General features: G+C 41.7%; 21 protein-coding genes. 12 read left to right on the top strand and 9 right to left on the bottom strand.

Annotated elements, in window-relative coordinates:
• Nucleotides 1–84: 84 nt before the first annotated feature.
• Nucleotides 85–288 (top strand): YheV family putative zinc ribbon protein, encoded by a 204-nt coding sequence (locus tag ABZP26_RS15745; protein WP_008114218.1) that lies wholly within the window; start codon nt 85–87, stop codon nt 286–288.
• A gap of 11 nt (nt 289–299) precedes the next feature.
• Here the strand turns inward: ABZP26_RS15745 and ABZP26_RS15740 are convergent, their stop codons facing one another.
• A complete protein-coding gene (locus ABZP26_RS15740) occupies nt 300–515 on the bottom strand; it encodes a SlyX family protein (RefSeq protein ID WP_013466167.1) in 216 nt (71 codons plus the stop codon).
• On the bottom strand, nt 502–1,500 hold the full coding sequence (locus ABZP26_RS15735) for a WD40 repeat domain-containing protein (RefSeq protein ID WP_013466166.1): 999 nt from the start codon (nt 1,498–1,500) through the stop codon (nt 502–504). The genes ABZP26_RS15740 and ABZP26_RS15735 overlap by 14 nt, the downstream gene beginning before the upstream one ends.
• Before the next feature lie 195 nt (nt 1,501–1,695).
• On the opposite strand from ABZP26_RS15735, the gene fkpA reads away from it, so the two are divergent.
• Nucleotides 1,696–2,448, top strand: coding sequence for an FKBP-type peptidyl-prolyl cis-trans isomerase (gene fkpA, locus ABZP26_RS15730; protein ID WP_013466165.1), 753 nt, complete (start codon nt 1,696–1,698; stop codon nt 2,446–2,448).
• Nucleotides 2,449–2,507: 59 nt separating this feature from the next.
• On the opposite strand, the gene ABZP26_RS15725 is transcribed toward fkpA, so the two are convergent.
• On the bottom strand, nt 2,508–2,978 hold the full coding sequence (locus tag ABZP26_RS15725) for an Rsd/AlgQ family anti-sigma factor (RefSeq protein WP_013466164.1): 471 nt from the start codon (nt 2,976–2,978) through the stop codon (nt 2,508–2,510).
• A gap of 503 nt (nt 2,979–3,481) precedes the next feature.
• On the opposite strand from ABZP26_RS15725, the gene hemE reads away from it, so the two are divergent.
• The gene (gene hemE / locus ABZP26_RS15720) at nt 3,482–4,546 is read left to right on the top strand and encodes a uroporphyrinogen decarboxylase (protein WP_368485137.1); all 1,065 of its coding nucleotides are present in this window, start codon (nt 3,482–3,484) and stop codon (nt 4,544–4,546) included.
• A gap of 73 nt (nt 4,547–4,619) precedes the next feature.
• Here the strand turns inward: hemE and sthA are convergent, their stop codons facing one another.
• Nucleotides 4,620–6,050 carry a Si-specific NAD(P)(+) transhydrogenase gene (sthA, locus tag ABZP26_RS15715; RefSeq protein ID WP_016900074.1) on the bottom strand — a complete coding sequence of 477 codons (1,431 nt, stop codon included), beginning with the start codon at nt 6,048–6,050 and terminating at the stop codon, nt 4,620–4,622.
• Nucleotides 6,051–6,063: 13 nt separating this feature from the next.
• Nucleotides 6,064–7,197: a fatty acid desaturase gene (locus tag ABZP26_RS15710; RefSeq protein WP_013466160.1), complete on the bottom strand. Its 1,134-nt coding sequence runs from the start codon at nt 7,195–7,197 to the stop codon at nt 6,064–6,066.
• Nucleotides 7,198–7,327: 130 nt separating this feature from the next.
• Between ABZP26_RS15710 and fabR the strand changes: the two genes are divergently transcribed.
• From fabR to leuD, 5 genes are all read left to right on the top strand, one after another.
• A complete protein-coding gene (gene fabR, locus ABZP26_RS15705; RefSeq protein ID WP_013466159.1) occupies nt 7,328–7,945 on the top strand; it encodes an HTH-type transcriptional repressor FabR in 618 nt (205 codons plus the stop codon).
• 395 nt (nt 7,946–8,340) lie between these two features.
• The gene (leuA, locus tag ABZP26_RS15700) at nt 8,341–9,894 is read left to right on the top strand and encodes a 2-isopropylmalate synthase (protein WP_368485136.1); all 1,554 of its coding nucleotides are present in this window, start codon (nt 8,341–8,343) and stop codon (nt 9,892–9,894) included.
• Nucleotides 9,891–10,967 (top strand): 3-isopropylmalate dehydrogenase, encoded by a 1,077-nt coding sequence (gene leuB, locus ABZP26_RS15695; RefSeq protein ID WP_013466156.1) that lies wholly within the window; start codon nt 9,891–9,893, stop codon nt 10,965–10,967. Before leuA ends, leuB begins: the two co-directional genes overlap by 4 nt.
• 56 nt (nt 10,968–11,023) lie before the next feature.
• Nucleotides 11,024–12,424 (top strand): 3-isopropylmalate dehydratase large subunit, encoded by a 1,401-nt coding sequence (leuC, locus tag ABZP26_RS15690; protein ID WP_008465616.1) that lies wholly within the window; start codon nt 11,024–11,026, stop codon nt 12,422–12,424.
• Entirely contained in the window at nt 12,424–13,023 is a 600-nt protein-coding gene (gene leuD, locus ABZP26_RS15685; protein WP_028834822.1) for a 3-isopropylmalate dehydratase small subunit, read from the top strand. The genes leuC and leuD overlap by 1 nt, the downstream gene beginning before the upstream one ends.
• Before the next feature lie 51 nt (nt 13,024–13,074).
• On the opposite strand, the gene ABZP26_RS15680 is transcribed toward leuD, so the two are convergent.
• On the bottom strand, nt 13,075–13,368 hold the full coding sequence (locus ABZP26_RS15680) for a hypothetical protein (RefSeq protein ID WP_013466154.1): 294 nt from the start codon (nt 13,366–13,368) through the stop codon (nt 13,075–13,077).
• Between the two features lie 385 nt (nt 13,369–13,753).
• Between ABZP26_RS15680 and ABZP26_RS15675 the strand changes: the two genes are divergently transcribed.
• On the top strand, nt 13,754–14,350 hold the full coding sequence (locus ABZP26_RS15675; protein WP_028834823.1) for a hypothetical protein: 597 nt from the start codon (nt 13,754–13,756) through the stop codon (nt 14,348–14,350).
• A 74-nt stretch (nt 14,351–14,424) separates the two neighbouring features.
• Here ABZP26_RS15675 and ABZP26_RS15670 read toward each other — a convergent pair whose 3' ends face one another.
• A complete protein-coding gene (locus tag ABZP26_RS15670) occupies nt 14,425–14,805 on the bottom strand; it encodes a hypothetical protein (RefSeq protein ID WP_013466152.1) in 381 nt (126 codons plus the stop codon).
• Between the two features lie 95 nt (nt 14,806–14,900).
• Here ABZP26_RS15670 and ABZP26_RS15665 point away from each other — a divergent pair, with 95 nt between their 5' ends.
• A complete protein-coding gene (locus ABZP26_RS15665; protein WP_013466151.1) occupies nt 14,901–15,344 on the top strand; it encodes a TerB family tellurite resistance protein in 444 nt (147 codons plus the stop codon).
• A 7-nt stretch (nt 15,345–15,351) separates the two neighbouring features.
• Here ABZP26_RS15665 and ABZP26_RS15660 read toward each other — a convergent pair whose 3' ends face one another.
• On the bottom strand, nt 15,352–15,918 hold the full coding sequence (locus ABZP26_RS15660) for an NADPH-dependent FMN reductase (protein WP_013466150.1): 567 nt from the start codon (nt 15,916–15,918) through the stop codon (nt 15,352–15,354).
• Between the two features lie 116 nt (nt 15,919–16,034).
• Between ABZP26_RS15660 and ABZP26_RS15655 the strand changes: the two genes are divergently transcribed.
• Entirely contained in the window at nt 16,035–16,931 is an 897-nt protein-coding gene (locus ABZP26_RS15655; RefSeq protein ID WP_028834824.1) for a LysR family transcriptional regulator, read from the top strand.
• Between the two features lie 5 nt (nt 16,932–16,936).
• On the opposite strand, the gene norR is transcribed toward ABZP26_RS15655, so the two are convergent.
• Nucleotides 16,937–18,502 carry a nitric oxide reductase transcriptional regulator NorR gene (norR, locus tag ABZP26_RS15650; protein ID WP_028834825.1) on the bottom strand — a complete coding sequence of 522 codons (1,566 nt, stop codon included), beginning with the start codon at nt 18,500–18,502 and terminating at the stop codon, nt 16,937–16,939.
• A 165-nt stretch (nt 18,503–18,667) separates the two neighbouring features.
• Here norR and hmpA point away from each other — a divergent pair, with 165 nt between their 5' ends.
• Complete coding sequence (gene hmpA / locus ABZP26_RS15645) at nt 18,668–19,849, top strand: NO-inducible flavohemoprotein (protein WP_028834826.1); 1,182 nt, start codon at nt 18,668–18,670, stop codon at nt 19,847–19,849.
• Nucleotides 19,850–19,885 lie beyond the last annotated feature (36 nt).

Raw genomic sequence — 19,885 nt, 5'->3', positions numbered from 1 at the left:
CGGATCTTATTAGCTATATCAATCGTATCAAGTAGGCAAATATTGCGATAAAATAACGTCAGTTAAAATGGTAGGAAAAACGAAGTGAAACATAAAAAACGATTTATTGCTGGAGCAACGTGTCCTGAGTGTAAAACCATGGATATGTTAATGCTCTACAAAGAGCATGACGTAGAAAAAGTTGAATGTATGCAGTGTGGTCATAAAATGGCTCAACCAGAGCAGGCTGTGCAGGCATCAACACGCCAATTTGAACAGATCATTGGCGTGTTTAATCCAGGCGACTAAACCTAAACAGTTTAGTAATGCGGTGGCGGAGGCTCCGGCATATTCGACATCATAGGTTGCGATGCTTGTGACTCTTTAAGTTTTTCAGCCAGCAATTCGGTTTGGCGCTTTATTTTTGCCAACTGTTGCTGGTGAACTTTTATTTCATCATTCAAAATTTCAATTGTTTCGTCTTGAAAAGCCACTTTAGCCTCAAGTTCCATTAGCCGATGTTCAATTGTGTTCATTTGGTTCTCGTATAATAAAGCGCTCAGCGATTCCGCTCGAGCTTTCAGTTAACAATGATTTACCGTTATCTGTAAATGCCACATCAAGTACCACTGCCGATTTGGGCTTACTGCCTTCTCGCGGAGTGACTTGCCATGTTTGAATTTTTTCACCGCTGGTTAGCTGCCATAAATCAACCCGTTTATTGGGTGAACCGGTTGCTAATAAAGTGCCTTGATCGTTAAAGCGCACTGCGGTAAAAATTTTCTGACGCGCAATATACTTTAGTTTACTAACAAGGTCACCTGTAGTCAGCTTCCATACATTTGCTTGTGCCATACTGTCGGCGGTAAAAGCATAGCGCCCTTGAGGATCTAAAGCGACCTGCGTTACTCGGGTTGGGTGATTAAAGCGATGAACTACTTGCCCACTTTGAGTATCCCATAAGTAGGCAACATAATCGTTAGAGCCGCTTAGTGCATAGCGCCCGTTGGGTGATAGGTCAACGGTATTTACTTTTTCTTGATGGCCTAAAAATTCAATGCGCCTACCTGTGTTAAGGTTTATAAATACCACAACGCCATCGCTGCGCCCGTAAACAACACTTTGGCCTTGGTTGCTAATGGCAATATCGCGAATGCTGGCTTTTTGTATTTTATAAAAGCCTTTATTTTTGCCGGTGGCAATATCCCAGACCGCAAAGGTGGTTTTTTCGGCGGTAACAGCCACGCTATTATCAAAAGCAATGGCTACGGCATAAACTAAGCTATCTTCAGCCTGCTGTTGAAACCATTGGTATTTAAGCGCTTGCTGTTGATTATCCCAAAGGGCGACCCCATGATGGATAGAAGACACTAAGCTGTATTGACCATCGTGCGATAACGCAGATGAAAAGGCGCCCTGTGCAGTGTGCTCAAAACTGGCCACTGCTTGTTGTTTTTCATCACTACATGCAATTGTTAATAAACAGCAAGTGGCGACTAAAAAAGTACGAAATAACGACATATTACAGGTATTTCCTCTTAACTCTTAGTGACTGAGAGGTTAGACTAGGTCTCGTTAAACGCCTAGGTTGTTTGTCTAATCACTGGATATGTTTTTAGTTTAGCTATTAAACAAGCAGCCTACCATGTAGGCCGTTAATCTTTAACTAGTAATATTACAATAAATGGCAACTGCAAAGTGTGTCGGAGATTTAAAATGAGAAAGACGATTAAATTGTCATTGATTGCAGCGTCAGTTTTAGCGCTTACAGCTTGTAATCAAGAAGCAAAAAAAGAGCAAGCAGACGTTAAGCTAGATACTGTAGCACAGCAACAAGCGTACGGTATTGGTGCATCTGTGGGTAACTTTTTAAATAAAGACCTAGCGGATAAAAAAGAAATTGGTATTGAATTAGACCAAGCTTTATTAATGCGAGGCTTTGAAGATGCACTTGCGGGTAATGCAAAAATTGACGAAGAGAAAATTCGTGAAGTACTAACAGCATTAGACGAATCAGTGCGTACTAAACAAGAAGAAAAAGCAAAAGTAGAGTCTGAAAAAAGCAAAGCTGAAGGTGAAAAATACCTAGCTGATAACGCTAAAAAAGAAGGCGTGATGGTTACTGAGTCTGGTTTACAGTACGAAGTAATGAGCGAAGGCGAAGGCGCAAAACCAGTAGCAACTGATGTGGTTAAAGTACATTATAAAGGCACATTGTTAGACGGTACTGAGTTCGATAGCTCTTACTCACGTAACGAGCCGACAACGTTCCCACTAAACCGTGTAATTCCTGGTTGGACTGAAGGTTTACAACTTATGCCTGTAGGGTCTAAGTACAAATTTACTATTCCTTCAGACCTTGCTTACGGCGATCGTGACTTAGGTAAAATTCCTGCTAATTCAACACTCATTTTTGAAGTTGAATTATTAGAAATTCAAAATGATGCAGCAGCTGCCGCTGCAGAATAAGCGTTATAGATAATAAAAAAGGGACCTTAGGTCCCTTTTTTATTACGTTGAATAACTAATTAGTCAGTGTGATTAGAAAATAAGTTATCAATCAGCTCATCTTCAAGTGCAAAGCGCGCTTCGAGTGCTTCACCCATTACTGAAAGATCGTTATCAAAGCCTTCTAGTAAATCTTCAGCGTCTACCTCAGCGTACTTATCGTTGAAATCCAGAGCGATGTCAGTGGTATCTGAAATACGTGGGTATATCGTATTAGCGAGTTGCTGGCTTTCTAGGCCTTTCTTTTCGCAGGCTTTAGCAATATCGTCGTACACTTCAAAGTGGCCGGCAGATAAATAATCCATTAAAATTTGGCAAAATGCCTGAATTTGTGATGGTTCAGGCAAAGACTGATCTTTTTTCTCATAAGGTGAAAAGCCTGCAATTTTACAGTAAAGCACAATCAACTCTTGGCGTTCGTTTAACCAATTATCGATGACCGTATGGCTACCCCCCCACTTTTGTTGAGCTTTTTCTACACGCTTCAGCATAATTCTTCTCCTAAGCTGGGTTGGATTTTTTAAATTAAAAATAAAACTTATGTTATCCAAGATATATTTAATTGGCGTGTATATCAACAAGTAAAATAGATGTAATACCAGAGGGAATTTTGTTTAAGGGTATAAGTTGTAAGTAATTTATTCCAGGCAAGAAAAAACCACCTATTACGGTGGTTTAATTTCTTTATTAGACTTGTTTAAACAAGCATTCTTATTTTTATTAGAGATTTTTATTATTTTTATATTAACAATTTTTGTTATTGTTTTGTTAACGCGGGAGATACAATATCAAGCTTTTTTAGATGTTGCAAATAGTTTAATGAAAAGTTTTTATTATTAACGTTTGGTTGTTTTATGTACAAAGTAACATGAAAATTAAAAATTACTTGATCTAGCGCTACTCTGTAGCGATTTAATCGCTTAGCGATAGAGGGGGCGTGAATATGGTGGTACAATCTTGCACAATTTCTAAAAGCCCTAGGACTCTATACGCTATGAGCGAATTAAAAAACGACCGTTATTTACGTGCCCTTACCAAGCAACCTGTTGATGTCACGCCGGTATGGATGATGCGTCAAGCAGGACGTTATTTACCTGAATACCGTGCTACACGTGCACAAGCGGGCGATTTTATGAGCCTGTGTAGAAATGCTGAGTTAGCCTGTGAAGTAACATTACAGCCTTTGCGCCGTTACCCATTAGATGCAGCTATTTTGTTTAGTGATATTTTAACTATTCCCGATGCAATGGGATTAGGCTTGTACTTCGAAACAGGCGAAGGCCCTAAGTTTGAACGCCCAATTTCGTCACTAGCTGATGTTAAAAAAATTCCTAAACTTGATCCTACCGATGAGCTTGGCTATGTAATGAACGCAGTGAGCACTATTCGTCGTGAACTTAAAGGCGAAGTGCCATTAATTGGTTTTTCTGGTTCGCCTTGGACACTTGCAACTTACATGGTTGAAGGTGGTAGCAGTAAAGTATTTGGTAAAATCAAAAAAATGGCGTTTGCTGAGCCGCAAACACTGCATTTATTACTCGATAAACTAGCTGATTCGGTGATAGATTACTTAAACGCGCAAGTTAAAGCGGGTGCGCAATCGCTAATGGTATTTGACTCATGGGGCGGTGTACTAAGCCCGCGTGATTACAATGAGTTTTCATTGCAATACATGCATAAAATTGTTGATGGCTTAATTCGTGAATACGATGGCCGTAAAGTACCGGTTACTTTATTTACCAAAAATGGTGGTCAGTGGATTGAAGCGATTGCCGCAACGGGCTGTGACGCAGTAGGTTTAGATTGGACTATTAACATTGGTGATGCTAAACGTCGTGTTGGCGATAAAGTTGCACTGCAAGGTAATATGGACCCATCAATGCTTCATGGTACGCCTGATCGTATTCGCCAAGAGGTTGGTACTATTTTAGAAGACTTTGGTACTGGCAATGGCCATGTATTTAATTTAGGCCACGGTATTACACCAGATGTTGACCCAGAAAATGCCGGTGTATTCATTAACGCCGTGCATGAATTAAGTGCGCAATATCATAAATAGTTTCTAAATAACGATGAGTTATTAAAAAAGCCCGCTTGATTCAAGCGGGCTTTTTGTTACCTAGTGCTTAATATTACTTAAACAAGCGATTTAAACCATTTAACGCCGCAACTCGGTAGGCTTCTGCCATCGTTGGGTAGTTAAACGTGGTATTTACAAAGTAGTCGATGGTGTTGCCACCATTTTTTTGTTCCATAATAGCTTGGCCAATATGCACAATTTCAGAGGCACGCTCACCAAAGCAGTGCACGCCGAGTACTTCTTTGGTTTCTGTATGAAATAATATTTTTAAACTGCCCACATCGGTGCCTGCAATTTGCGCGCGGGCTAAATGTTTAAATTGCGCACGTCCCACTTCATACGGTACTTTTGCAGCAGTTAATTGCTGCTCTGTTTTACCGACAGAACTCATTTCAGGAATAGTATAAATACCGGCTGGAATATCAATAATCAGCTTTTCATCACAATTACCACACGCGATGGCATCTGCGGCAATTCGACCTTGATCAAAGGCAGCACTCGCAAGGCTTGGATAGCCAATAACATCACCTACCGCGTATACATTGTCTACTTCTGTTTGGTAGGTTTCGTTTACTTTTATCTGTCCGCGGCTATCTGCTTTTAAGCCAATGGCTTCTAAATTAAGGGTATCAGTGTTACCTGTTCGGCCATTGGCAAATAAAATACAGTCAGCTTTAACACGTTTGCCCGATTTTAAATGCATAACAACGCAGTCATCACGGGTTTCAATGCGATCAAACTCTTCGTTATGACGAATTACAATACCGCTATTCCAAAAGTGATAGCTTAATGCATCAGATATTTCAGCATCCATGAACGCCAATAAGCGATCGCGAGTATTCACTAAGTCGACTTTGGCACCTAGCCCTTTAAAGATAGACGCATATTCACAACCAATTACACCCGCGCCGTATATAAGTACGCGATGCGGGTCGTGTTCAAGGCCTAAAATAGTGTCACTTTCGTAAATTCGTGAGTGGGTGAAATCCACCCCTGGTGGGCGATAAGGTCGTGAGCCGGTAGCAATAACAATCGTTTGTGCAGTAAGGCGCTCAGTAGAACCGTCATTACGTCTAATTTCAATAGTGTGCTTATCAACAAAGCTAGCATCGCCTTGAAACATATGAATGCGGTTACGATCGTAAAAACTGCTGCGTAAGTTTGACTGCTTTGAAATTACCGAACTGGCATGGCGTAAAATATCAGGAAAGGTAAGTCTTACCGGACGCTCGCCTACGTTAAATAAAGGATTTGCTTTGTATTCAATGTAGCGACTAACAGAATGACGAAGTGCCTTTGAAGGAATGGTACCCCAATGTACACAGCCACCACCCACGGCTGTTTGGCGTTCAATAACCGCTACTTTTTTGTTACTTTTAGAGAGGTTCATAGCGGTCCCTTCACCGCCAGGACCCGTGCCAATAATGATTGCATCATATTGGTATGTCACGGGTACTTTTTTCTTTTCTGGTTGTTTGGCCACAGCCACTCCTATTTTAACTAAAAGAGGCTTTTAATAACCTCGCATTAAGTGCTAGCCATGCCTGTTTTTGTGTTTCCCAGGCGGCCTCAAGCTCGTGATATTGTGCCATTAATGCCGACTTTTCACACTGCTTTGCCATATTATTTTTTTTAGCTTCCAACACTTGTTTTTGTAATGAGCAATAATTTTGCAGTTTTTTAAGCAACAAATCGTACTCTTGTTGTAATAATGTAAGCTTATCTTGCGCTAAAGGCAATTTTGCGAGGCGACCTTGTGTTTTGCTCATCAAGGTTTCTGCTTTAGCTTTTTCTATGCGCTCAACCGGTGTGCGCTTTAATTTACTCGCTAAACCAAGTGCAGCTAACGAGCGGATCATCCATTTAGTTGGGTCGTAATGAAACCACTTAATGCCGTTGCGGTAATCGCTAGCAAAAATATGATGAAAGTTATGATAACCCTCGCCATAAGTAAATAAGGCTAAAAAGCCATTATCGCGTGCGGTATTTTTTTCTGTGTAAGGGCGAGAACCCCAAATGTGCGCAACAGAGTTAATAAAAAAGGTAAAATGCTGGCTCAGTACTAAACGAAGTAGTCCCGTTAGTAATAACATGCCCCACACATCACCTAACATTAAACCTAATACCAGTGGTAAACCAACATTCATGGCAACTACCAGCTTTAAGTAATGTTTATGTTGCCACATCACTATTTTATTGCGTTGTAGGTCGCGGCAATTGCTGTAATCACCGTAGCTATCGCCTTGGTAGTCGCGCAGCATCCAGCCTATGTGACTATACCAAAAGCCGTTGGTAGCGGCATAAGGGTCTTTTACAGGGTCATCAACTTGACCGTGGTGAATACGATGATCGCTGCTCCAATGCAGCGCACTGTTTTGCAAAGCAAACGCGCCGCCTAAGGCAAAAATAAATTCAACGACCGGGTGTGCGTTGTAGGTTTTGTGCGCCCATAAACGATGGTAACCCGCAGTGATCGATAATCCAGCAAAAAACATGCAAGCTACAAAAGCAGCCCATTGTGTGCCTGTAAAGCCATAGTTAAACCCATACCAAGGTACAAGTGTAACAGCAGCCAAAAACGTCAGGCTAAAGAACAGGACGTTGGTCCATATAAGTGGTGGTTTTTTCATCTTTCTCATTTCTCAGCGTACAACTGTACGCTAAAATAATATTTCAATCTGCTGCCGTCAAGTATTAGACTGTACTATTAGCTATTTTTTTAATTAAAAATTTATTACAAATTCATTCAGGGAGCTGTTGATGTCGGGCGTTAGAGCACAACAGAAACAAAAAACACGACAAGCATTAATTGAAGCTGCTTTTAATCAGCTTAGTGCTGATCATAGCTTTTCAAATTTGAGCTTGCGTGAAGTAGCGCGCGAAGCGGGTATTGCGCCCACCTCTTTTTACCGTCACTTTAAAGATATGAACGAGCTAGGTTTAACCATGGTTGATGAAGCGGGTTTAACGCTGCGTCAGCTGATGCGTCAAGCTCGTAGGCGAATAGCCAGTGGCGGCAGTGTAATAAATACGTCTGTGGTTACTTTTATGGAGTTTATTGATAACTCTAGTAATCAATTTAGGTTATTGCTGCGTGAGCGCTCGGGTACCTCAAAAGCATTTAGAGCGGCTGTAGCACGTGAAGTGAAACACTTTATTTTAGAGCTTGCTCATTATTTAGAAAGTGAAACGCCCTGTGATGCGATTCATGCGTATATTCAGGCAGAGGCTATGGTTACGTTGGTATTTAATGCTGGCGCCGAAGCGCTAGATATTGAAGGTCAGCAACGCGATGAATTAATTGAGCGAGTTATTTGGCAGTTACGCTATATTACTCGTGGTGCGTCAAATTACGTACGCGCAGAAAAGAAAGAGTAAATATTAAAAAAAGTTAAAATAAGCACTGTACTTTACGGTGCTTGTTAATTTAAACGCCACGTCCTCCAAGATTGAATTCTTTATCTCTTTTTTATCTATTTGTTGAATTTTAAATCCCTTAAAAGTCTTGTGCAATTATTTTTATGGCATTTTTATGCTTGCACCTATTGCGCTGCAATGATAAAAATAAGCCTCATTGGACACACACACAAGAAAACAAATGCAAACTAATCGTTTAATTACACTAAAACTAAACCTCTTACTGCTGTGGCAAGTGAGCGGGGATTAGTGTGTTTGCATTGAGCTAAACAACAAAACCCCGCAATTGCGGGGTTTTTTTTATCTCGCTGCAGGGATAAATCGAAATTTGGGTAACACAGGAATGAGGGGCAGTTATGCAAGAGCAAGATAAAGTATGGATTTTTGATACCACCTTACGCGATGGCGAACAGGCACTTAAAGCAAGCCTGACTGAAGATGATAAAATTCAACTAGCGCATACCATTAGCCGCTTAAATGTGGATGTCATGGAAGTGGGCTTTCCGGTTTCGAGCCCCGCTGACTTTCGCTCAGTGCAGCGAATTGCCACTGAAGTAAAAGGCCCTATTATTTGTGGCTTAGCACGCTCGGTTGCCAAAGATATTGAAGCCTGTGGCGAGGCACTTCGCAGTGCACAGCAAAGCCGTATTCACACTTTTATTGCAACCAGCCCTTTACACCTTGAGCATAAACTACGTATGAGCTTAGATGATGCAACCGCGATGGCGGTTAAATCAATCAAGCTTGCCCGTAATTACACTGATGATGTGGAATTTTCATGTGAAGACGCAGGACGTACACCACATTGGGATTTATGCAAAATTGTTGAGCAAGCTATTAATGCCGGTGCATCCACGATTAACTTGCCAGATACCGTCGGTTTTGTAACGCCAGATGAATACGCAGCAATGATCCGTCATTTAATGAACAACGTGCCAAATATTGATAAAGCCCGTTTAAGTGTGCATTGCCATAACGACTTAGGCTTAGCCGTTGCTAACTCTGTTGCTGCCGTTCAAGCCGGTGCGCGCCAAATCGAATGCACCATTAATGGTATAGGGGAGCGCGCGGGTAATTGTTCACTTGAAGAAGTGGCGATGATCATGAAAATGCGCAAAGACTATTTAAACGTATATACCGATATAAAAAGCGAAGAAATTTACCGCGCCTCTCGCCAAGTAGCCAAAATTTGTAATATGCCGGTACAGCCAAATAAAGCGATTGTTGGCGAAAATGCGTTTGCCCACAGTTCAGGTATTCACCAAGATGGTGTATTAAAAGCGCAAAATACCTATGAAATTATGTCACCTGAAAGTGTGGGTGTGCCAAGTAATCAATTAAATATGACCTCGCGTTCAGGGCGTCATGTTATAGAGCATCGCTTAGAAGAATTAGGTTATCAAAAATCTGATTACGACATGGATAGCTTATACCAAAGTTTCGTTGCGTTAGCTGACCAAAAAGGCACAGTATATGACTACGACCTAGAAGCAATGATTTACTTTAATCAAATCAGCGACAAAGATGAAAAATATCAATTAGAGTTTGTTCACTCTACGTCGAACTCTCAATCGGTAGCCAGCTCAACGATAGGTTTGTTGATTGTTGGCGAAGCAAAACAAGAAGCGGCCACAGGTAATGGCCCGGTAGAAGCCTCATTTGCAGCCATTGAGCGCTTAACTGGTATGAGCGTTGAAATGATTGAATACAATTTAGAGGCCACCGGCCAAGGTGCAAGCTCATTAGGACAAGTGAATATTATTGCTAAATATGATGGCCGTCCTTATCACGGTGCCGGTATTGCGGCCGATGTGGTCGAAGCCTCAGTACGCGCTATGGTTCGGGTTTATAACTTAATTTATCGAGCACAAAAAGTGTCTGATTTAAAACAACAAAGGAAAGCAGGATGAGTAAAACACATTACAGCGTTGCCGTATTAGCGGGCGACGGTATTGGCCCAGAAGTTATGGCAGCTGCAGAGCAAGTGCTTGATGCAGTCAGTGATAAGTTTGGCTTTACTCTGAACCGTGAACACCATGCTATTGGTGGTGCTGCCATTGATGAATTTGGCAAAGCACTTCCTGATACGACCTTAAAAGCGTGTGAAAACGCCGATGCTATTTTATTTGGTTCCGTGGGTGGCCCTAAGTGGGAACATTTACCACCTAATGACCAACCGGAGCGCGCGTCACTGTTACCACTGCGCAAGCACTTTGGTTTGTTTTGTAACTTACGCCCTGCTCAGTTGTTACCCGCATTAAGCGCTGCATCACCACTACGTGCTGATATTAGCGAAAAAGGGTTTGATATTTTATGTGTGCGCGAGCTAACGGGTGGTATTTATTTTGGTGAGAAAGGCCGCAGTGGCGAAGGGGCAGAAGAAACTGCATTTGATACGCAAACTTATTCACGTAAAGAGATAGAGCGCATTGCACGTTTTGCTTTTGAGGCCGCTAAGTTGCGCAGCAATCATGTGACCTCGGTTGATAAAGCCAATGTTTTAGCATCAAGCGTTTTATGGCGCGAAGTGGTAACCGAAGTGAGTAAAGACTTTCCAGAAGTGAGCTTAGATTACATTTATGTAGATAACGCAGCGATGCAACTGGTTAAGCAACCTAGCCAGTTTGATGTATTACTTTGCGATAATTTATTTGGTGATATTTTATCGGACGAGTGCGCCATGATCACCGGTTCGATGGGGTTATTACCGTCGGCAAGTTTGAATCAATCAGGCTTTGGCTTGTATGAACCCGCGGGTGGTTCAGCGCCTGATATCGCCGGGAAAGGGGTGGCAAACCCAATCGCACAAATTTTAAGTGCCGCATTAATGCTACGTTACTCATTAGGCCAAGACGAAGCGGCTCGTACGATTGAAAAAGCAGTCGCAGAGGCGGTTGAAGCCGGTGTGGGAACGCCAGATATTTATCCGCAGGGCGGCTATACCACCACCGATGTAGCAGCGGCCATCGTTTCACGCATTTAATTATTAAAGCCACAGCACCGTCAGGCTGTGGCTCAATCAGATCAGGGAGTTAGCAAGTGGCCCAAACCTTATACAATAAAATTTGGCAAGCACATACCGTTGCCAGTATTAATGAGCAAACCGATTTACTTTATATTGACCGTCATTTAGTACACGAAGTGACGTCACCACAAGCATTTGCAGGCTTACGTGAAAAAAATCGTAAAGTGCGTTGTCCAGAAAAAACCATTGCCACCATGGATCATAATGTTTCAACTAAAAGTCGTTCACTGGATGCAGCCAGCGAAGTCTCTAAAAATCAATTAATGGCACTGGATGCAAACTGTAAAGAATTTGGCATTTTGCTGTACGACTTAAATTCAGTAAACCAAGGCATAGTGCATGTTATTGGCCCTGAGCAGGGGATTACTTTACCAGGTACCACTATAGTCTGCGGCGATAGTCATACTTCAACGCATGGTGCGTTTGGTGCCTTGGCACATGGTATTGGTACCTCAGAGGTTGAGCATGTATTAGCTACGCAAACGCTACAGCAAAAAAAGGCGAAGTCGTTAAAAATTCAAATTAACGGTGTATTACGCCCTACAGTAACAGCTAAAGATTTAATTATGGCGGTTATTGGTAAGCTAGGCACTGCTGGTGGCACTGGCTATGTGGCGGAATTTTGTGGTGAAGGCATAGAAGCTCTATCAATGGAAGCCCGTATGACATTGTGTAACATGAGCATTGAAATGGGTGCCAAGGCAGGTTTAATTGCCCCAGATAAAATCACTTACGAGTACTTAAAAGGGCGCCCGTTTGCACCTAAAGGTGCTGATTTTGATGCCGCTGTTGCCTACTGGGAAACTTTAAAAACGGATGATGGTGCTCATTTTGATTTAGAAGTAGAGTTAGATGCAGGCAGTATTCAACCGCAAGTTACTTGGGGGACTAATCCAGAGCAAGTGATTGGCGTTGATGAATGTATTCCAGATCCAGATAAAGAAACCGATTTAATTAAAGCCGATGCAATTCGCAGTGCGCTTAAATACATGGGCTTAAAAGCGGGCGATAAACTATCAAGCGCCAAAGTAGACACGGTATTTATTGGCTCATGCACCAACAGCCGCATTGAAGATTTACGCGCTGCAGCAAAAATTGTTGAAGGTAAACAGGTTTTAGCTGGTATTGAAGCGCTGATTGTTCCAGGCTCAGGCTTAGTTAAGCAGCAAGCTGAAGATGAAGGCTTAGCCGATATTTTTAAAGCTGCAGGGTTTGAGTGGCGCGAGCCGGGTTGTTCGATGTGTTTAGCTATGAACGATGACCGTTTAGGAGCTGGTAAACGCTGTGCTTCCACCTCGAATCGTAATTTTGAAGGTCGCCAAGGGCGCGGCGGGCGTACACACTTAGTGAGCCCTGCAATGGCGGCAGCAGCTGCAATACATGGTCACTTTGTTGATATTAGAGGAGAAGCTTAATGAGCATCTATTTTAGCGGCTTAATGGCCCCACTTGATAAAAACAACGTCGATACCGACCAAATTATTCCTAAGCAGTTTTTAACTTCAACCAGCCGTGATGGTTTTGATGCAGCACTGTTTTACGATTGGCGTTATTTAGATAATGGCGAGCCAAACCCTGAATTTATTTTAAATCGTCCTTGTTACCAAGGTGCGCAAATATTATTAACCCGCGATAATTTTGGCTGTGGCTCATCACGCGAGCACGCACCATGGGCATTAAAGCAATATGGGTTTGAAGTGATTTTAGCTGAAAGCTTTGCTGATATTTTCTTTAATAACTGTGGTAACAATCAAATGCTTGCTATTACATTGCCAGCGCAAACGCTGGAAGAGTTATTTGTGTTAAGTGAGCAGCACGACGATATTCACATTGATGTGGATCTTGAAAACCAGTTACTTACCAGCAATAAGTTTGCGCCAATTCGCTTTGATATTCGCAAAGACGTGAAAGAGCGTTTATTAAGTGGCTTAGACTTTATTGGTGTAACCGAAACCCTCAATCCGCAAATTGATGCGTTTGAAAAGCAGTTAGCCGCAGAGAGACCGTGGCAGTAACCTTTTACATATGAAACTGGAGCGCAACTTAGGTTGCGCTTTTTTAATCGCTTATATTAAAAAACCACGCAATAAGCTTGCTAATGTAATCATTGCCATTAGTAATAAATTGAGAGTTTTAAATTTCTGGTAGCGGACTACCTTTGGGTCGTTGATAGTCGAAAAAAAACCATCTTTAAATGACTCAGCAAGATTGGCATAGGGTGTCCCATCTAATGAATTTTGTGATAATTTTTTCCATTGTTCTGGGTGCTGCTCAGCAAGGTGTTGATATATGTGCAGAGTGTAGCGATTTTGAATAATTAATAGTAATACGATGATTATTAAGCCGATATATTTTTCCATTTAAATATGTGCTCCGCGCTAAAACTGGCTTTACGTTTATACCAATCCGCAATAATACTCAATCATTTTGCGGGGCTAAACGTGTCGCTATCTGTGTTAAAAAATTCTAATTTCGAACAACTAAATAGCGAATTTTTTGCCTAGCTATCACCCCGTTTTTCCTGCCTCAAAATAGACCGCTTAATTAAGCGAATTGGTATTAGTTATTTCCCCTTTATCAAACAACAATATTTAATTTCTTATCTTCTTTCAAGCGATATTTTTTTACTAATTAATTAAAGTAAAACCCTATTGTTCTGTTAATTTTTATTGCTGTTCATCGTGATTATTTTCTTTGTGTTTGCTTAAACGCTAAGCTGATTTTTTACATGTTTAGGGACACATTATGAAATTATTAACAGCTGCAGCGTTTATGCTGGCATCCACTGCTGCATTAGCACGTCCAGCGCCTTTGGTATCAATTCCAAGTCATGATAGCTTTTTCAATAGTATTGCTGCTCACTGCGGTAAAGCTTTCGAGGGTAAAGTAACGGTTGATAATGCAACAGGGCCGAGTTCATTTGCCGATAAAAAGTTAATTATGCATGTGCGTAAGTGTAATGACCGTGAGTTACAGGTGCCGTTTCATGTCGGTGATGATGCTTCACGTACGTGGATCATTACTAAAACAGGTAGTGGTTTGAGCCTAAAGCACGATCATCGCCATAAAGATGGCAGCGATGATGTGTCTACTATGTATGGCGGTCATACTGTGGATGCGGGTTTTGCTAATATGCAGTCATTCCCTGCAGATCAGTATTCAAAAGAGTTATTTGTTAGCCAAGGCATACCGCAATCGGTAGGCAATACATGGCAAATGTATATTTACCCTGAACAGTTCACTTATCGACTTATTCGCCAAGGTCGCGAATTCCGTGTTGATTTTGATTTAACTAAACCTATCACACCACCGGCTGCGCCGTGGGGATATGGCGTTAACTAACTTAGTTCAGGTTAACTACAGTAAAACCACAGGCTATTTTAATACTCAGTGGTTTTACTGAAAATAACGAGGTGTTATTTTTTTGAGGTTTTTTCTGCAGGCATTTCACACTGCACAAATACACTGAGCGGTGGCTGATAAGCACGCGGTTTAGTTGGAAAGCGTTGGTACTCCTGCACGCCCTCAGTCACTTTTAACATAAAAGGATTATCGTGACATAAACGATTTGCGTGGCGCAACAAAAACACACTTTGGTTTCTAAAATGTGGGTAGTCGTCAGACTGTATTTCTAGGTGGTAATTGTTAGTGTCTATTTGAGTTTGCTTATAATGCACCTTTTCATCAAAATCATAAAGTCGCTGCATTTCACTTTGCTCTGCCGACACACTCAAACACCCCGTTAATAAACACCAGCTAATAATTCCATGTATGTAATGATTGGCTTTTATACTCATAAACCTTTAACTCCATCTTGATTTTGGGTAGTGTGATCAGCATATCTATTAAACCCGTTATGATATAAGTCTAACACCCAAAAAGGGGAAATGTGATGTTCAAGCAAATTAAACAGCTTTTTTCGAGTATTGATCAGCAAGATTATGATATTGAACAACATGATTTAAAAACAGCGGTTGCCGCATTATTAATTGAGGTAATGCGAGCGGATAACGATTTACAGGCTGATGAGCAACATACGCTAAGTCTAACATTAAAAAAATATTTTGATTTAACGGATGAAGCAGTAGATGAGTTAACCGAGCAAGCAAGTGCAAGCTTAGATGACGCCATTGATTATTTTCAATTTTCTAAGCAAATTAACAATCAATGTAGTGCACAGCAACGCATTGATATAGTTGAATTACTTTGGCGTTTAGCGTACTCCGATGGAGAACTTGATCCACAAGAAGAATACGTTATTCGTCGTGTTGCTAATTTATTGTATGTTACCCATGAAGACTTTATTGCTGCAAAGCTTGCAGCAACAAAGTTATAGTGGCTGCTTATTTAAGCTTACTTGCTACGCTAACTAACTGCTGTGCAAGACCAGCCACTTTTTCAGCGGTAGCGGGGTCGCTAATTCGACCGTTGTCATCTAATAAAGTATGAATAGCCGGTACTGCCAGTTGGTTCGCTAATACTAAGCTGCCAATGCCTGATAATATATCACGCACATGATTTAAGCCCCGTAAACCGCCCAACCCACCTGGTGAGGCTGCATATAACGCGGTTACTTTATTTGCAAATGCAGGCTCTGCGCCTTGTTCGGTGCGCGATGCCCAATCAATAGCATTTTTTAACACGGCGGTAATAGAGCCATTATATTCTGGGCTGGCCAGCAAAATGCCATCGGCTGCGCGAAGTTTGTCTTTAAGTTGTTGTACACCGGCTGGTGTGCCTTGTGCCTCGAGATCTTCATCAAACATAGGAATGGCTAAGTCTGCGAGTTTAATCACTTCTACTTCAGCGCCACTTTCTAAAGCAAAGCGTGCCGCTTCGTTAATGAGTTTTTGATGAAAGCTATCTTTACGTAAGCTACCTGCTAGGGCAATAATTTTTGGTGTTGTCATGAGCTGCTCCTGATAATGAGTTTGTATAATGTGACTTTAACAAATAATCACTTGCAGAAAAGCCAAATAAACGCAAAACTTGTGTGCGTATATGCACAGATTAAAGAGTAGTTATCATGGCAATTCAATTTAATGATTGGCAAGACCTGAAGGTTGCTTACGAGGTAGCGCGCTTAGGTACTTTAACTGCCGCGGCCGAAGTGTTAGATGTTCACCATAGTACGGTGCTCAGGCGAATAAATAACTTAGAAAAAAGCTTAAATGCGCGACTATTTCATCGCCATGCTCGCGGCTACAAAGTCACAGAAATTGGCGCTAAGTTATTTACCACAGCACAAGCGATTAATGGTGAACTAGAGCGCCTACATAATGACATTATTGCTGCAGATAGCACCTTGCAAGGTAGCTTGTTACTCACCACAGTTAGTGGCTTTATTGATGTATTAAGTGAGGTGTGTGAGCAGTTTCAAACCTTGCATCCGCAAGTGCAATTACAAGTGATTATGGATCAAAAACGCTTACGTTTAGATCATGGCCAAGCACATATCGCAGTAAGAGCTGGACCCAGACCGGATGAGGGTGATTATATTGCTCAGCATTTAGCGGCGCTCTCGTCAGGATTTTATGCATCAAAGCATTACATTAGCCGTTATGGGTTGCCACAAACATTAGCGCAACTATCGCTGCATAGCTTTGTGTCAGGTGTAGCAGGGTATAATGCCAAAGTGCCTTACTTTGCATGGGTTGATGAAAATATTCCCCCGTCGCAAGTTAAGCTAAGAGTGTCAGAAACCTCAGAAGCGACCCGCGCCATCGTTAAAGGACTCGGTATTGGCGGATTACAGCATGATGTTGCAGCGCAATACTCTGATTTAGTCCCTGTACTGCCTAATGAACTGAGTTGGCCAACCGATTTGTGGCTGGTTACGCATCATTTAGTGCATCGAACGGCAAAAGTTCAAGCGTTTAGTCAGCTATTAAAAAATTATTTTAAGCAGCGAAAGTTAAGTTAAAAAGGCTACAACGATTTTTTTATTGAAACACCTAAGCGCTTGGCTAGCCGCGTTAAGTTAGCGCGGTCGACCTGTAAACTACGCGCTGTGCTTGCCCAGTTATAATTATGTTGTTTAAGTTGCTGTATTATAAGTTGCTGAGTATAGGTATCTGTGGCTTGCTTTAACGAAATGTTGTTTGCTAAAGGTGGGATTACAAGCTGGTTTGAGTGTTCAAGAGCTAAGGTGTTAACATCGCTTAAATTTAGCTCACAATGCGCAGGTTCAATAGTAATAATTGGTTGCTGCCACTGATGTTGTTTAGCCTTTAATGCAGCCCGATTAATCACATGCTCAAGCTCCCTCACATTGCCTGGCCAGTCATATTTTTTAAGCAGCAGTTGCGTTTCAATACTGAGTTTTAGCTGTTTAATAGCGAGCTTGCGGGCTGTTTTTTCTGCAAAATAACCGGCTAATAAAATAACATCTTCATCACGGGCTTTCAATGGAGCGACTGTGAGTGGATAAACACTTAATCGATGGTACAAATCGGCGCGAAACCGTCCTTGTGTTACTTCGTGTTTTAGGTCGCGATTGGTTGCTGCAATCACTCTAACATCGACATATTTAAGTTCATCTTCGCCAACGGTTTGTACTTCGCCACTTTGCAGTACGCGTAATAATTTACTTTGCATAGCCAGAGGCAGCTCGCCGATTTCATCTAAAAATAAGGTGCCGCCATCGGCTAACTGAAATTTACCTTGGCGGGCATTTTGGGCGCCGGTAAAAGCGCCTTTTGCATGGCCAAAAAATTCACTTTCTGCGAGGTTTTCAGGCAGTGATGCACAATTTAAATGAATTAATGGCTGATCTTTACGTGCGGAGTGTAAGTGAATATTACGTGCCACCAACTCTTTGCCGACCCCAGTATCACCTAAAATAAGGACACTAAAGTTTGATGCCGCAACCAGTTTTATCTCATTTTTAAGCGTTTGTATTGCTGAGCTTTGGCCAATAATTTCACCACCATCACGTTTGAGCGCCTCACGGTTTAACGCTTGTACTAATTCACTAGAGTGCTGCGCATGTTGTTTGTAATGGGCAAGCTCTAGGGCTGTTTTAAAGTGCGCACTGCACAAGGTTTGTAAGGTGTTGAGTGTATCAGTGGTAATACCGTCAAACGCATTGGCGTTAAGGCTATCAAAGGTCAGAATGCCAAGTAGTGCGTTTTTATCATAAAGGGGTAACCCTAAGCAGGCATGCACTGGAATATCACCGGTTTTAGCCAGTAGTAGCCCGTCGTATGGATCAGGTAGTGGACAGTCATGTGCAAATTGCAGAGCCAAACGACTACTGCAGATGGCTTTAAGGCGAGGATGCTCCGCAATATCAAAACGTCGTCCTAGGCTATCGGGCATAAGCCCTTTAATGGCTAAGGGTTTTAATTGCTCACCTTGGCGAATTAATAATGCACTGGCATCGCTGGGAATAACACGTTCAACCGTGGCTAAAAGTTGCTCAAAACTGTGAGCATGTAACGTACTTTGCGCAAGTTCTAATGCAACTTGCGTCAGGTTGAATTGTTGGTTCATGTCAAAATGACCTTTTAGTGTATTTTTACAGGTTTTATAGTAGGTCATAAAGACCCATCTTGTAAAGCGAGTTAATTTAACCTTTTGAATATTATAGGTTTAATTGGTTGGCACACTCTGTGTAATGCTAAATGCAAGCAGTTAGTTATTACATAGGAAATAAACATGTTATCCGATAAAACCATACAAATAGTTAAAAGCACGGTGCCATTGCTTGCAGAGGCAGGTACGGTCGTAACCGATCATTTTTACAAGCGCATGTTTAGTCATAATCCCGAGCTTAAACATATTTTTAATATGACTAATCAAGAAACGGGTCGTCAGCAATTTGCATTATTTAATGCGTTGGCTGCGTACGCGCAAAATATTGATAATTTAGCCGTGTTAAAAGAGGCGCTAGCGCGAATTAATCATAAGCATACCAGCTTAAATATTTTACCTGAGCATTATCCTATTGTGGGCGCACATTTAATCGGTACGTTAAAAGAGCTTATTCCTGAGCAGTTTACTGCCGATGTTGAATATGCGTGGCGCGAAGCCTACGGTGTACTTGCTGATATTTGTATTACCGAAGAAGCGGCATTGTATGCGCACAGTAAAAACAACCATGGTGGCTGGGCAGGCACGCGCCAGTTTGAAATTACTGATAAACATATTGAATCTGAATTCGTAACTAGTTTTACGCTGACACCTGTGGATGGTAAAGCAGTTATTACCTACAAGCCAGGACAGTACATTGGCATTAAAGTTAAGCCTGAGGGCGCAGAATATGAAGAGATCCGCCAGTATTCTATTTCGCAAAAGAGCAATGCTAAAAACTATCGTATTAGCGTTAAAAAAGAGTGCCAACCAAAGCCTGGCGTGGTGTCTAATTATTTACACTCACTAGAGCAAGGCGCACGAGTAGAGTTATACCCGCCAGCGGGAGATTTCATTTTAAAAAATGAGGCAACTCCAGTGGTACTTATTTCAGCAGGCGTTGGCCAAACCCCGATGATGGCGATGCTGCAAACGCTACTTAGTGGTGATAAAAATCAAGCGATTAGTTATTTGCACGCGTGTGAAAACAGCCGCGAATTTTCATTTAAAGGGTATTTAGCGCAGCAAACGGCAATGCATCCACAGCTAAAAACATTTACTTGGTTTAATCAAGGTGGCGAGGAGTGTGATTTCACTGGGCTAATGGATTTATCGGTGCTTGAGGCATCATTACCTATTAGCGAAGGGGCATTTTATTTGTGTGGACCAGCATCATTTATGGCTTACGTAAAAGGCCAGCTACTTGATTTAGGTGTGCAAAGCTCAAACATTCACTACGAAATATTTGGACCACACCAAGCGTTATAGGTTAATTAAAAGCGTGTGTTACACGCTTTTAATTTA

The sequence above is a fragment of the Pseudoalteromonas sp. SD03 genome, assembly GCF_040937955.1.
Taxonomy (GTDB): domain Bacteria; phylum Pseudomonadota; class Gammaproteobacteria; order Enterobacterales; family Alteromonadaceae; genus Pseudoalteromonas; species Pseudoalteromonas tetraodonis.
The sequence above is the reverse complement of the archived record's forward strand: the minus strand, read 5'-3'. Positions and strand labels throughout refer to the sequence as shown.

Bases quoted from the DNA above. Each gene is read 5' to 3' on its own strand.
- ABZP26_RS15740 (WP_013466167.1), bottom strand. From the start codon at position 515: ATGAACACAATTGAACATCGGCTAATGGAACTTGAGGCTAAAGTGGCT.
- ABZP26_RS15735 (WP_013466166.1), bottom strand. From the start codon at position 1,500: ATGTCGTTATTTCGTACTTTTTTAGTCGCCACTTGCTGTTTATTAACA.
- fkpA (WP_013466165.1), top strand. From the start codon at position 1,696: ATGAGAAAGACGATTAAATTGTCATTGATTGCAGCGTCAGTTTTAGCG.
- ABZP26_RS15725 (WP_013466164.1), bottom strand. From the start codon at position 2,978: ATGCTGAAGCGTGTAGAAAAAGCTCAACAAAAGTGGGGGGGTAGCCAT.
- hemE (WP_368485137.1), top strand. From the start codon at position 3,482: ATGAGCGAATTAAAAAACGACCGTTATTTACGTGCCCTTACCAAGCAA.
- ABZP26_RS15710 (WP_013466160.1), bottom strand. From the start codon at position 7,197: ATGAAAAAACCACCACTTATATGGACCAACGTCCTGTTCTTTAGCCTG.
- fabR (WP_013466159.1), top strand. From the start codon at position 7,328: ATGTCGGGCGTTAGAGCACAACAGAAACAAAAAACACGACAAGCATTA.
- leuA (WP_368485136.1), top strand. From the start codon at position 8,341: ATGCAAGAGCAAGATAAAGTATGGATTTTTGATACCACCTTACGCGAT.
- leuB (WP_013466156.1), top strand. From the start codon at position 9,891: ATGAGTAAAACACATTACAGCGTTGCCGTATTAGCGGGCGACGGTATT.
- leuD (WP_028834822.1), top strand. From the start codon at position 12,424: ATGAGCATCTATTTTAGCGGCTTAATGGCCCCACTTGATAAAAACAAC.
- ABZP26_RS15680 (WP_013466154.1), bottom strand. From the start codon at position 13,368: ATGGAAAAATATATCGGCTTAATAATCATCGTATTACTATTAATTATT.
- ABZP26_RS15675 (WP_028834823.1), top strand. From the start codon at position 13,754: ATGAAATTATTAACAGCTGCAGCGTTTATGCTGGCATCCACTGCTGCA.
- ABZP26_RS15670 (WP_013466152.1), bottom strand. From the start codon at position 14,805: ATGAGTATAAAAGCCAATCATTACATACATGGAATTATTAGCTGGTGT.
- ABZP26_RS15665 (WP_013466151.1), top strand. From the start codon at position 14,901: ATGTTCAAGCAAATTAAACAGCTTTTTTCGAGTATTGATCAGCAAGAT.
- ABZP26_RS15660 (WP_013466150.1), bottom strand. From the start codon at position 15,918: ATGACAACACCAAAAATTATTGCCCTAGCAGGTAGCTTACGTAAAGAT.
- ABZP26_RS15655 (WP_028834824.1), top strand. From the start codon at position 16,035: ATGGCAATTCAATTTAATGATTGGCAAGACCTGAAGGTTGCTTACGAG.
- norR (WP_028834825.1), bottom strand. From the start codon at position 18,502: ATGAACCAACAATTCAACCTGACGCAAGTTGCATTAGAACTTGCGCAA.
- hmpA (WP_028834826.1), top strand. From the start codon at position 18,668: ATGTTATCCGATAAAACCATACAAATAGTTAAAAGCACGGTGCCATTG.